Consider the following 12,434-nt stretch of genomic DNA (forward strand, 5'->3'; position numbering starts at 1 on the left):
CGCGGAGCTGATCGCAACACCCGCCACGACCCAAGCCTTACGCACCGTCAACCGCCCCTCACCCCACAGGAGTCCACCGCCCGGCCAGTGTAGAGGCGCCCACCGACCTCGGGAATGATCACGAGAAGGAGAGTCGAAGCAAAAGAAGAACGACCGAAAGCACAACCCGACACACCGGGGGCAACCGGCGCACGGCCGCGTTCCCCACCGACTGACGCCCCTGCCGCCAGTGACAGACCGTCACCGAAGACACCGCTGACGAACGTCACCGGCCGACGAAAGCCGTGGCACCCAGCCCCGGCCCGTTCCCCATGTTAGGTAGCCTTCATCCGGGGAACACCGGCGCGACCACTCACCCGACCGACCGTCAAAAACGGCCCGAAAAGGTGACACAGGGCGTAAGAGGGGACAACGACGGAACCACACGACAGGTTTCGCTCAGGCCTCATTGCCCGGGGTGACCTGCCGTGATACACAGAGTGACCATACGATCCCGGCAAGGTATTCGTACGAAACCCGCCAATCAATGACGCCAAGTCGACATACGACAGCCTCATTGTCGGCGACAATGAGGCCTGACCTCTGCACTACCGCAGAGGATGCGGAACTACCCACCAGGGGCGGTGACTTACATGCTCTTTGCGGCCGACAAGGGAGATATCAACACCATCATCGGCGGGATCGCTCCGGACTGGGGCCCCTTCGGCAGCCTGGGCAACGAGGCCAAGGTGATGATCGAGGTCGTGATGGCGGTCGCCATCCTGCTCTGCCTGGGCATCGCCATCTGGGGCGCGGCGAAGCAACGCATCGGCGCGACGGCCCTCCGGGACACCTTCAGCGCCGAACAGGGCAAGGGCCTCATCATCGCCGGCCTCACAGGAGTCTTCATCATCGGCTCCCTCGGCACGCTCTTCACCATCGTGTACGGCATGGCCGTGTAGCCGGGCACAGCCCGCCCCGGCCGGGCACGCCCGGCTCCCCTCCATCCCACCCGCCCGTCGTGCCCACCGGCTGAGGTTGCGTTTCCCTGATGTCGAGTCACCACACCGCGCCCGCGCGGGAACCAGCACGGCTACCGTCGTACGAGGAGTACGAAGTGTCTCCGCACGACGTCGAGGGGGCGTACGCGGCATGAGTCTCGGTGACGAGCACGAGGCCTCCGGCGGCTACGGCGGCACGGGCCAGACCCGCACCCGCCTGCCCGACACCGGAGCCGACACCTACGGCAGCACCCGCCGCGGCCGCTCGTCGTCCCGCAGCCTGGTCACGGTGGTCGGCGTGGTGGTCCTCCTCATCGCAGCCATCGCCTTCGCGAACCGCGGCGACGACAACTCCGAGAACAGCGACTCGAGCACCAACAAGCCGGACACCGCGGCCACGGCCCCCTCCGGCAAACGCCCCGTCCAGACCAAGTCGGGCGGCGGCATCCCGTCGGGCTTCGCACAGGACCAGGAGGGGGCGGAGAGCGCGGCGGCGAACTACGCGGTGGTGCTGGTCTCGGGCGACATCCTCAAGCCCGCCCGACGCCCCGAGATGCTCCGCCAGGTGTTCGACGCCGGCAGAGTCCCCGAGTTGGAGAGAAACTTCGACCAGGTGTACGACAAGGCATTCCTGGACAAGGTCGGCCTGGACCAGAACGGCGACGCCCCCAAGGGCAGCACGTACGTGTCCCGCACCATGCCGGTCGGCACCAAGGCCACCGAGTACTCCGGCAACGCCGCCACCGTCGAGGTCTGGTGCACGGGCGTGTACGGAATGACGGGGGACAGCTCGGAGAACCCGGTCACCAGCGACTGGTTCACCATGACCCTCCAGCTGCGCTGGACCGACGGCGACTGGAAGGTCGACAGCTTCTCCCAGAAGGAAGGCCCCGCGCCGGTCAACGGCGACAACAAGGTGTCGACGTCGGACGACATCACCAAGGCCGTCCAGGAGTTCGGAGGGTTCACGTATGCCCGGTAGCCCGCGCCGCGCAGTCACACTCGCCGCGACCCTGACAGCCGTACAGACCACCGTCGTCCTGCTCGCCACCCGGGCGGCCGCCGCCCCCACCCCGTCGCCCACACCCAGCGACGACAACTGCTCCCTGCTCTCGGGCCGGGCCAGGGAGATCTGCGAAGGCGACACCAGCAACGGCGGAGGAGGCGGTGGCGGGACCTCCCGTCTCGACCCCACCTCCACCCTCGACCCCCTCTCCTCCCTCGCCAAGGGCTGCGCCGACGCCGCGTCCTGGACCGTCGACAAGCTCAGCGACGCCGTGAAGGAGACGGCGAACGTCGACTTCACGAACCCCAAGTTCCTCCAGCAGTACGCGGTCGTCTTCGCCGCGTCCACGATCCTCACGCTCCTGCTCTGGCTCCTGGCCGTGGCCAAGCGGGCGGTACGCGGCGTCCCCCTCACCACCGCCCTCTCCGAAGCCATCGGCTTCCTCTGGCTCACCGTCCTGGCCTCCGCCTTCACCCCGCTGATCCTCTACACCGTCGTCTCCGCCACGGACGGCGTCACAGAAGTCCTCGCCAAAGCCACCGGCGACCAGACCGACGCGTTCTTCGGCACCTTCTCCGAGGCCCTCAAGAAGGGCGAGGACATCGGCGGCGGCCCGATCATGCTGATCGTCGTCTCCCTGGTCAGCATCCTCGCCGCCGGCGTCCTCTGGCTGGAGCTCGTCATCCGGGCGGCGCTCCTCTACGTCGGCGCCCTCCTCGGCACCGTCGTCTACGCCGGCCTCGTCGACAAGAACCTCTGGGGCCACGTCCGCCGCTGGGCCGGCATCATGATCGCGGTCATCCTCATCAAGCCGGTCATCGTGATCGTCCTCGGCCTTGCCGGCGCGCTCTCCACCGGCGACGGCCCCGACGCCTTCTCCGCCGTCGTCTCCGGCCTCGCCATCATCCTGCTCGCCATCTTCGCCAGCGCGATGATCTACCGCTTCGTCCCCGGCTTCGGCGACGAGATCGCAGGCTCCCGCAACAACCGCCTCATGCAGGGCGCCGAGAGCAAGGCCGCCGCGGTCATCAGCTCCCCCGCGAGCCTGGTCGCGCAGGGCATCAAGACCCACAGCTCCCGCGCGGACAACAACAGCGGCTCAGGCAGCCAGTCCTCCGCCCCGCGCCCCAGCAACCCCGCCTCCGGCGGAGTCGCCGCGCACGGCACACGCACCTCGAACGGCGGCGGATCCGTCCCCTCCGCCGCACCCGCACCCCGTTCGAGCAGCCCCGTCAACACTCCCCACGCCAGCAGCACCCGCAACAGCAGTACCAACCGCACGGGAGGTGAAGGGCGTTGACGACCGAGTCCCACGTGTCCCATCCGGTCACGCCCCGCCGTACGTATCTGATCGGCCGCGCCCGGCCGAACGCGATCATCGGCCGCAACCGCGAGACCGGCGAGATCGCCCTGATCGTCGTGGGCGCGTTCCTCGGCATGATGTCCGGGCTCCTCGTCCCCCTGCTGCCCCTGCGCATCGTGCTGCTCGCCGGGTTCCCGATGCTGGCGCTGGCCGCCGTGTACGTGCCGTACAAGCACCGCACCTTCTACAAGTGGTTCGAGATCAACCGCAGCTTCAAACGCACCGTCAAGCAGGGCGCCACCTACCGCTCCACCGCCGTCGAGGCCGGCACCCGGCTGGACGGCCGTGAGGTGGAGATCGGCCCGCCCCCGGGCATCGGCCGCATCACCTGGCTGTCCGCCCCCTTCGGCCCCGACGAGATCGCCGTGCTCCTGCACGCCGACCGCAAGACCGTCACCGCCGCCATCGAGATCGAGGGCCCCGGCGTCGGCCTACGGGACAGCGAGGACCAGGAAGCCCTCGTCGACCGCTTCGGCACCCTGCTCAAGCACGTGGCCAACGGCGACGGCTTCGTCACCCGCCTCCAGATGCTCGCCCGCACCCTCCCCGCCGACCCGGACGCCCACGCCAAGGACGTCTCCGTCCGCGGCGACGACAAGGCACCGCCGTGGCTACAGCAGTCCTACGACCAGCTCCAGTCGATGGTGTCCACCAGCAGCGAGCAGCACCGCGCCTACCTCGTCGCCTGCATGCACTTCACGCGCGAGCTCGCCGCCGAGGCCAACGCCATGGCCCGCGCCGCCCGGGCCCACGGCGGCAAGGTCGACCGGGACGCCGGACTCGCCGTCGTCATGGCCCGCGAGCTCACCGACATCTGCTCGCGTCTCCAGGAGGCCGACATCCGGGTACGACAGCCGCTCGGTCAGGGACGGCTGTCCTCGCTGGTCCACTCCATGTACGACCCGGACCACCCGATCGACCACATCCAGGCGATGACGAAGCGCAACGCCTGGCCGGCCGAGCTGGACGCCATGGAGCCCACCTACCTCCAGGCCAAGACCCGCGAGTCCTCCACCCGCGCCCCCTGGTGCCACGCCACCGCCTGGGTGAAGGAGTGGCCGATGACCCCCGTCGGCGTCAACTTCCTCGCCCCGCTCCTCGTCCACACCCCGGACGTCATCCGCACGGTCGCCGTCACCATGGACCTCGAACCCACCGAGGTCGCCATCGAGCGCATGCTCACCGAGAAGACCAACGACGAGGCCGAGGCGTCCCGAGCCGCCAAGATGAACCGCACCGTCGACCCGCGCGACGCGGCCGCGAACTCCCGGCTCGACCAGCGCGGCGAGGACCTCGCCAGCGGCGCCGCCGGCGTCAACCTCGTCGGCTACATCACGGTCTCCTCCCGCTCCCCCGACGCCCTCGCCCGCGACAAGCGGACGATCAGGGCCTCGGCCGGCAAGTCGTACCTCAAGCTGGAGTGGTGCGACCGCGAGCACCACCGCGCCTTCGTGAACACCCTTCCCTTCGCCACCGGCATTCGGAGGTAGGACCAGATGCGGGACCCGCTGTCCGTCCTCACCGACGCCTTCACCTCCTTCCTCTTCGGGAAGGTCGAGACGACCAGGCTCCCGGTGCGCACGTCCACGGGCCAGGCCCAGGCGGTGTACCTGCCGACCGCCGCCCCGGGCCTCGGCGACTCCGGCGTCATCATCGGCCGCGAGGTGTACTCCGGAAAGGGCTACATCTACGACCCCTTCCAGCTGTACGGCCAGCAGCTCCCCGCCCCCCACTGGCTGGTCCTCGGCGAGTCCGGCAACGGCAAGTCGGCGCTGGAGAAGACGTACGTCCTGCGCCAGCTCCGCTTCCGCGACCGCCAGGTCGTCGTGCTGGACGCCCAGGGCGAGGACGGCGTCGGCGAGTGGAACCTCATCGCCGAGGAGCTGGGGATAACCCCCATCCGCCTGGACCCGACGGCGGCCCTGGACATGGGGATCCGCCTCAACCCGCTCGACCCCGCGATCACCACCACGGGCCAGCTGGCGCTGCTCCGCACGATCATCGAGGTCGCGATGGGCCACGGCCTGGACGAGCGCTCCGGCTTCGCCCTGAAGGTCGCGCACGCCTACGTCAACGAGACCATCGTCGACCGCCAACCGGTCCTCACCGACATCGTCGAGCAGCTGCGCCACCCCGAACCCGAGTCCGCCGAAGCGATGAACGTCGCCATAGACGACGTACGGGCCTGGGGCCTGGACGTCGCCCTGGTCCTGGACCGCCTCGTCGACGGTGACCTGCGCGGCATGTTCGACGGCCCGACGACGGTGGGCATCGACCTCGACGCCCCCCTCATCGTCTTCGACCTGTCCCACATCGACCGCAACTCCATCGCCATGCCCATCCTCATGGCGATCGTCGGCGTGTGGCTGGAGCACACCTGGATCCGCCCCGACCGGAAGAAGCGCATCTTCCTGGTCGAGGAGGCCTGGCACATCATCAACAGCCCCTTCGTCGCCCAGCTCTTCCAGCGCCTGCTGAAGTTCGGCCGACGCCTCGGCCTGTCGTTCGTGGCGGTCGTCCACCACCTCTCCGACGTCGTCGACGGCGCGGCGGCGAAGGAAGCGGCCGCCATCCTGAAGATGGCGTCGACGAGGACGATCTACGCCCAGAAGGCGGACGAGGCACGCGCGACCGGCCGTGTCCTGGGCCTGCCCCGCTGGGCGGTCGAAATCATCCCGACACTCACCCCCGGCATCGCCGTATGGGACGTCAACGGCAACGTCCAGGTCGTCAAACACCTGGTCACGGAGACCGAACGCCCACTGGTCTTCACCGACCGCGCGATGACCGAGTCCTCCACCGACCTCGACGACGACGCCCTGCGCGCCGCCGAACTCGAGGCGGAGGAACGAGCGGCGGCCTTCGTGGAGCACCACCTGGGCGACTCCGAATCGACGGTGGCGTAGGGGAGAACGCGTGAGACCGGACGACCGTCGCCCCCAGCGCGACCACCAGGGAGGCATCCCCGACGGCCTGCTGGTCGGCGTTCTCGCGTTCCTCCTCGGCATGACCCTGATGGTGTGGACGGCCACCGGCCTCGCCGCCCTGTTCGCCCACGGCTCCTGGCCGTCCGGCGTCACCTTCGCGCGCACGCCCCTCGCCATGCGCGGCCTCATCGCCCGCCCCCACGACATCCCCGGCGCCTGGCCGGACACACCCCCCGGCTCCCTCTCGGGCTACGGCCTGTTCTGGGGCCTGTTCCTCGGCCAGCTGATGATCCTGGTCGTCCTGACGGTGTTCGTGATGGGCACACTGGCCCGCTGGAGGGCGGTCCGGGCGAGGCGCCGGGAGGAGAGGATCCTGGCAGCGGAGACCCGGCCGACGCCAACGCCCGGGGCCGCGCACGAGGTTCCGGCACCGGCGCAGCACGACGTACGGGCGCCGGTGCGGCACGAGGTACGGGCACCGGCGCAGGAGCACCTGTCCCCGGAGCACCTGTCCCCGGAGCACGTGTCCCCGGAGCACGTGTCCCCGGAGCACGTGTCCCCGGAGCACGTGTCCCCGGAGCACGTCTCCCGGGAGCACATGTCCCCGGCGACGCGGCACGAGGTCCCGACCCCCCGCCACTCGCCCTCCGCCCCCACGGCCCCCGTGGACGCGACACCGAGCCCGCCCGGCTCCGCGCAGCCGGCGGCAGCCCCCGCCCACCCCCCGCACCCGGGAACCACCACCACACCCCCGCCCACGGCCCCCGCGACCCCGGCGTCTCTGTTCGCCCAGGAACGGGTGGGCGGGTGGGAAAAGGTCCTGGTAGCCCCGAGGGAAACCCGCCAGACAACCGCCACCCAGGCCGTACGCGACGCGGAAGGCCCCGCCCTCGTCGTCACCTCGAACCCAGCCCTCTGGCACGACACAAAAGACGCCAGAGCCAAACTGGGCCCCACGCTCCTCTTCGACCCCACCCACCTCTGCGACACCCCGTCCCGCCTCCACTGGTCCCCCACAGCCGGCTGCGAGGACAAGGACACAGCACGGGCAAGGGCCACCGCCCTCCTCGCCCCCGTCCGCCCCACCGCCAAGCTCGACCAGGCCCTCGGCGACACGGCCGAGACACTCCTGCGAAGCTACCTGCACGCCGCCGCCATCGACGGCCGCACCATCCGCCACGTCCACCGCTGGGCCCAGGGCACCCAGATCCAGGACGCCGTACGCATCCTCCGTACGAACCCCAAAGCCGCTCCCGGCGCGGCCGGCGAACTCGAGGGCGCCCTCACCGCCCACCCCGAACGCCGCGACATGGCCCAGCAGCTGACGACCCGTGCCCTCACGGCCCTCTCCACGGTCAATATCCGCGAGGCCTGCACTCCCAACCGAACTGATGCCCTCACCTTGGATTCCTTCGTCCACGAAGGGGGCACGCTTTATGTCGTGGGGGAGTCCATCGAGGACCCCAGGACCAACCCGGGCGCGATGCCCCTCCTGACGGCCCTCGTCTCCAGCGTGGTCGAGCGTGGCCGGCGCATGGCCGAACGGTCATCCTCCGGTCGCCTCGACCCACCACTGACGCTCGTCCTCGACGACGTAGCGGCCGTGGCCCCGCTCCCCCAGCTCCCGGAACTCCTGGCCACCGGAGCGGACCGGGGCATGCCGACCCTGGCCCTGCTCCGCTCGCGCGAACAGGGCCGAGCCCGCTGGCCGCACGACGAACTGCCCGTCTAGGGCGTTACCCGCCCGCCCCGTCACTCCCGCTCGAGCACGAACTCCAGCTCCCGCTCCTCAGACTCCCCGAGCGGCACGCTCACCCCACTGGGCACGAACCCCACCCGGCGATAGAACCGCTGGGCCCGCCCGTTCTCCTCGTGCACGATGAGCCGCACCCGCTCAAGGCCCTGCGCCCACGACCACTCCAGAGCCGCGTCGAACAGCACCTCGGTCAGCCCGCTCCCGCGCTCCTCGGGCCGTACGAACACGCCGACCAGATGCCCCTGCTTCCGCTCCACCGGAAACCCGGCCCAGTCCGTCGTCCCGGGCTCCTCCACGAGCACCGTCAGCGTTCCGACCCACTGCCCGTCCGGCCCCTCGGCGATGATCTGCTGCCTGGCGTCCGCCCCTTCGGCGGCACCGGCCGTCCGCTCCTGCCAGAAGGAGTCCGGCTTGGCCACGGCCTCCTCGTACGTCTCCAGGAAGGCCAGGTGCGCCACCGGGTCCCGCAGCGCCTCGAGCCGCAACTCCCTCGCCGCGGCCCACTCATCAGCACGGACGGACCGGATCACATAGCTCATGCAGGCCACGGTAGTACCCGGGTACGACGCCCCTCACCCCGATTACCGCCACCGGTCCGACGCCCGCCGCCCCCGCACGCACGAGCATCGAAGCATGCTGACGGCACACGAACTCACCAAACGCTACGGCGACCGGACGGTCGTCACGGACCTGTCCTTCACCGTCCGCCCCGGCACCGTCACCGGCTTCCTCGGCCCGAACGGCGCCGGCAAGTCCACGACCATGCGGATGATCCTCGGCCTGGACGCCCCCACCCGCGGCCACGCCACCGTGGGCGGACGCTCCTACGCCGCCCACCCCGCTCCCCTCACCGAGGTCGGCGCTCTCCTGGAGGCCCGCTCGGTCCATCCCGGCCGCACCGCCTACCACCACCTGCGCGCCCTCGCCCACACCCACGGAATCTCCCGCGCCCGGGTCGAACACGTGCTCGGCCTCACCGGTCTGACGGACGTGGCGCACCGCCGGGTCAAGGGCTTCTCCCTCGGCATGGGCCAACGCCTCGGCATCGCCGCCGCCCTCCTCGGTGACCCGGCCACCGTCGTCCTCGACGAGCCGGTCAACGGCCTCGACCCGGAGGGCGTCCTGTGGATCCGCACCCTCCTCACGTCCCTCGCCGCCGAGGGCCGCACGGTCTTCGTCTCCTCCCACCTCATGAGCGAGATGGCCCTCACCGCCGAACACCTGGTCATCATCGGCCGCGGCCGCCTCCTCGCCGACACCACGGTCAGCGACTTCGTACGCGACTCCGGCGCCGGCACCACCAAGGTCGTCACCCCCGAGGCCGACACCCTCGTACGGCTCCTCGCCGCACCCGGCGTCGACATCACCACCGACACCCCAGGCACCCTCCAGGTGCGCGGCACGGACGCCGAACACATCGGCCGCACGGCAGCCGCCCACGGCATCCCCCTCCACGAACTCACCCCCGCCACCGCCTCCCTGGAAGAGGCCTTCATGGACCTCACCCGCGACGCGGTCGAGTACCCGGCGACCCTCGAAGGAGCGGCAGCATGACCACGGCGACCCTGCCCCACCGCGTGACCCCGGCCCGTGTCCTGCGCTCCGAATGGCACAAGCTCTGGACCCTCCGCTCCACCTGGGTCACCCTCATCGTCACCAGCGTCCTCACCGCCGCGATGGGCGCGGGCCTGGCCGCCGCCTACGACGGCACCGGCGAGGGCGGCATGGACGCGGTCCTCTTCGCCCTGCTCGGCACCCAGTTCGCCCAGATCAACCTCGGTGTCCTCGGCGTACTGGCCATGGCCGGCGAGTACTCCACGGGCCAGATCCGCGCCACCATGACCGCCGTCCCACGCCGTCTGCCCGTCCTCTGGTCCAAGGCCGCCGTCCTGGCCACGATCGCGCTCCCCCTCACCCTGGCGACGAACCTCCTCACCTTCCCCCTCGCCCAGTCCTTCCTCACCGGCACCGACCTGTCCGCCTCCCTCGGCGACCCCGGCGTCCTGCGCGCCCTCGCCGGCAACGCGGCCGGCCTGACCCTCCTCGCCGTCCTCGCCCTCGGCATCGGCGCCCTGGTCCGCTCGGTCCCGGCGGCCATCGGCGTCTTCATCGGCCTGCTCATGATCCTCCCGGAGGTCCTGGCGATGCTCCCGTACGGCTTCGTCGACGACGCCGTCCGCTACTTCCCCGGCAAGGCCCTGGAAGCCCTCACCACCGCCCAGCCCACACCCGGCACGGCCGCCCCGGGCACCGCCCTGCTCGCCATGTTCCTGTGGACGGCGGCGACCCTCGCCCTGGCAGCGACGGTCCTGCGCCGCCGGGACGTCTGACACACGGCCGCGGAAGCCTCCACCATGGACCCCGTGACGGAAGACAGGGCGCCGGAGCCCCTCACCGAGTACGCCCACCGCCTCACCCGCCGGGTACGCGCCTTCGACCGACGCCACCCGCTGCTGTGGGACCTGCACTTCACCGGTTTCTGGGTGACGGCCGCCCTGATCGACTACGCCGGCGACGGCTGGCGGCACAACGCCCACGACTTGGACGTCCCCGGTTGGCTCCTCCTCGTCCTGAGCCTCGGCCTGTCCGTCCCCCTGCTCCGGCGACGCACCCACCCTGCGGCCGTCCTCGCCGCCATGGTGCCCTTCGCCCTCGTCAACGCGTGGACGGGCGCCGCGCTCCAGGCGTCCCTGCTCCAACTGGTCCCCGTCTACCACCTTGCCCTGCGCCGCCCGCTGCGCAACCTGTGGTGGGCGACGGCCCTGGTGATCGCCCCGGTCCTCGTGTCGATCGCCCGTTACGGTGAAGGCACCTGGGACCAGCAGATCGGCTCACACCTCATGTCCGTCACGGTGGCCGTCCTCATCGGCGTGACGGTCCGCACCCGTCGCAACTACACCGAGGCCCTGGAGGACCGCGCCCGCCGCCTGGAGATCGAACGCGACCAGCAGGCCCAGCTCGCGACCGCCGCCGAACGCGCCCGCATCGCCCGCGAGATGCACGACATCATCGGCCACAACCTCTCCGTCATCACAGGCCTCGCCGACGGCGGCAGGTACGCGGCCGGCAAGTCCCCCGAACGCGCCGCCCAGGCTCTCGACGCCATCGCCACCACCAGCCGCCAGGCGCTCACGGAACTCCGCCGCCTCCTGGACGTCATGCGGGAGGAAGAGCAGGACCAGGCCTCCCGTTCCCCCCAGCCCGGTCTCACCGACCTCGGCACCCTCCTCGACGGCGTGCGCTCCGCGGGCCTCCCCGTCCACACCACCGTCCACGGCAGCCCCACCTTGCCCCCGGGCCGTCAGCTCACCGTCTACCGCGTCATCCAGGAAGCCCTCACCAACACCCTCAAGCACGGCGGCCCCGACGCCACCGCGGAGATAGAGCTGTCCTACGAGGACAAGGGGGCCGTCACCGTGACGATCACGGACACCGGCAACGGCAGCCGCACCGAAGGAACGGCCCGGGGCGGCCCCGGAGGTCGTGGGCTCCCCGGAATGCGCGAGCGAACCGCTCTGTACGGCGGCACACTTGAGGCCGGCCCCCGCCCGCACCCGGAGCGGGGCTGGTGTGTCCGCCTACACCTCCCGGAGGAAATCCCGCAGTGACCACGGTCCTGATCGCCGACGACCAGCCCCTCCAGCGTTTCGGTTCCCGCATGCTCCTCGAGAGCCAGGACGACATGACGGTCGTGGGCGAGGCGGCGAACGGCAGTGAAGCGGTCCGGATGGCAGCGGAACTCCACCCCGACGTCGTCCTCATGGACATCCGCATGCCAGGCCTGGACGGCATCGAGGCGACCCGGCGTATCACCGCCGCCGGTGACCGCACCCGCATCCTGATCGTCACGACCTTCGACCTGGACGAGTACGCCTACGCCGGCCTCCGCGCGGGCGCCTCCGGCTTCCTCGTCAAGGACGCCCAGCCGGAGGAACTCCTCTCCGGCATCCGCGCGGTGGCCACCGGCGACGCGGTCGTCGCCCCCAGCCTGACCCGCCGGCTCCTCGATGCCTACGTCCACCACCTGCCGACCGATCCGGCCGTGGAAACCCCCGCCCAGGAGAACCCGCGTCTCGCTTCCCTCACCGACCGGGAACGCGAAATCCTCACGGTCATCGGCCAGGGCTGGACGAACACGGAGATAGCCACACGTCTTCACCTGGCCGAGTCGACGGTGAAGACCCACGTGGGCCGCATCCTGGCGAAGACCGGTTCCCGCGACCGCATCCAGGCGGTCATTCTGGCTTACGACACGAAGCTGGTGAAGCCGTCCTAGAACGCAGAAAACCCCCGCACCGTAAGGTGCGGGGGTTTTCCCAAAAATTGTTCGGCGGCGTCCTACTCTCCCACAGGGTCCCCCCTGCAGTACCATCGGCGCTGTAAGGCTTAGCTTCCGGGTTCG

11 protein-coding genes and 1 rRNA gene are annotated in these 12,434 nt (G+C 70.6%); 10 read left to right on the top strand and 2 right to left on the bottom strand.

What is annotated here, in order from left to right; all coding sequences use genetic code 11:
• Positions 1 to 632 precede the first annotated feature (632 nt).
• The 6 genes from ABEA82_RS20020 (at position 633) to ABEA82_RS20045 (ending at position 8,008) form a co-directional block, all read left to right on the top strand.
• Positions 633 to 941, top strand: coding sequence for a hypothetical protein (locus ABEA82_RS20020; RefSeq protein ID WP_003991275.1), 309 nt, complete (start codon positions 633 to 635; stop codon positions 939 to 941).
• Positions 942 to 1,131: 190 nt separating this feature from the next.
• On the top strand, positions 1,132 to 1,962 hold the full coding sequence (locus tag ABEA82_RS20025) for a DUF8175 domain-containg protein (protein ID WP_345662910.1): 831 nt from the start codon (positions 1,132 to 1,134) through the stop codon (positions 1,960 to 1,962).
• The gene (locus ABEA82_RS20030; protein ID WP_345662911.1) at positions 1,952 to 3,286 is read left to right on the top strand and encodes a hypothetical protein; all 1,335 of its coding nucleotides are present in this window, start codon (positions 1,952 to 1,954) and stop codon (positions 3,284 to 3,286) included. The genes ABEA82_RS20025 and ABEA82_RS20030 overlap by 11 nt, the downstream gene beginning before the upstream one ends.
• Positions 3,283 to 4,839: an SCO6880 family protein gene (locus ABEA82_RS20035; protein WP_345662912.1), complete on the top strand. Its 1,557-nt coding sequence runs from the start codon at positions 3,283 to 3,285 to the stop codon at positions 4,837 to 4,839. The genes ABEA82_RS20030 and ABEA82_RS20035 overlap by 4 nt, the downstream gene beginning before the upstream one ends.
• 6 nt (positions 4,840 to 4,845) lie before the next feature.
• The gene (locus ABEA82_RS20040) at positions 4,846 to 6,255 is read left to right on the top strand and encodes an ATP-binding protein (RefSeq protein ID WP_345662913.1); all 1,410 of its coding nucleotides are present in this window, start codon (positions 4,846 to 4,848) and stop codon (positions 6,253 to 6,255) included.
• 10 nt (positions 6,256 to 6,265) lie between these two features.
• Positions 6,266 to 8,008, top strand: coding sequence for a type IV secretory system conjugative DNA transfer family protein (locus ABEA82_RS20045; RefSeq protein WP_345662915.1), 1,743 nt, complete (start codon positions 6,266 to 6,268; stop codon positions 8,006 to 8,008).
• 20 nt (positions 8,009 to 8,028) lie between these two features.
• Here the strand turns inward: ABEA82_RS20045 and ABEA82_RS20050 are convergent, their stop codons facing one another.
• Complete coding sequence (locus tag ABEA82_RS20050; protein ID WP_345662917.1) at positions 8,029 to 8,571, bottom strand: GNAT family N-acetyltransferase; 543 nt, start codon at positions 8,569 to 8,571, stop codon at positions 8,029 to 8,031.
• A gap of 94 nt (positions 8,572 to 8,665) precedes the next feature.
• On the opposite strand from ABEA82_RS20050, the gene ABEA82_RS20055 reads away from it, so the two are divergent.
• Genes ABEA82_RS20055 through ABEA82_RS20070 form a run of 4 tightly spaced genes read left to right on the top strand, consistent with a single transcriptional unit; the run spans position 8,666 to position 12,308 of the window.
• Positions 8,666 to 9,586: an ATP-binding cassette domain-containing protein gene (locus ABEA82_RS20055; RefSeq protein ID WP_345662919.1), complete on the top strand. Its 921-nt coding sequence runs from the start codon at positions 8,666 to 8,668 to the stop codon at positions 9,584 to 9,586.
• A complete protein-coding gene (locus tag ABEA82_RS20060; protein WP_345662920.1) occupies positions 9,583 to 10,362 on the top strand; it encodes an ABC transporter permease in 780 nt (259 codons plus the stop codon). Before ABEA82_RS20055 ends, ABEA82_RS20060 begins: the two co-directional genes overlap by 4 nt.
• A 24-nt stretch (positions 10,363 to 10,386) precedes the next feature.
• The gene (locus ABEA82_RS20065) at positions 10,387 to 11,640 is read left to right on the top strand and encodes a sensor histidine kinase (protein WP_345662922.1); all 1,254 of its coding nucleotides are present in this window, start codon (positions 10,387 to 10,389) and stop codon (positions 11,638 to 11,640) included.
• Complete coding sequence (locus ABEA82_RS20070) at positions 11,637 to 12,308, top strand: response regulator (RefSeq protein ID WP_345662923.1); 672 nt, start codon at positions 11,637 to 11,639, stop codon at positions 12,306 to 12,308. Before ABEA82_RS20065 ends, ABEA82_RS20070 begins: the two co-directional genes overlap by 4 nt.
• Positions 12,309 to 12,357: 49 nt before the next feature.
• On the opposite strand, the gene rrf is transcribed toward ABEA82_RS20070, so the two are convergent.
• Positions 12,358 to 12,434 (bottom strand): 5S ribosomal RNA (gene rrf, locus ABEA82_RS20075); the annotation flags it as partial.

This window comes from Streptomyces venetus (assembly GCF_039540295.1).
GTDB lineage: Bacteria > Actinomycetota > Actinomycetes > Streptomycetales > Streptomycetaceae > Streptomyces > Streptomyces venetus.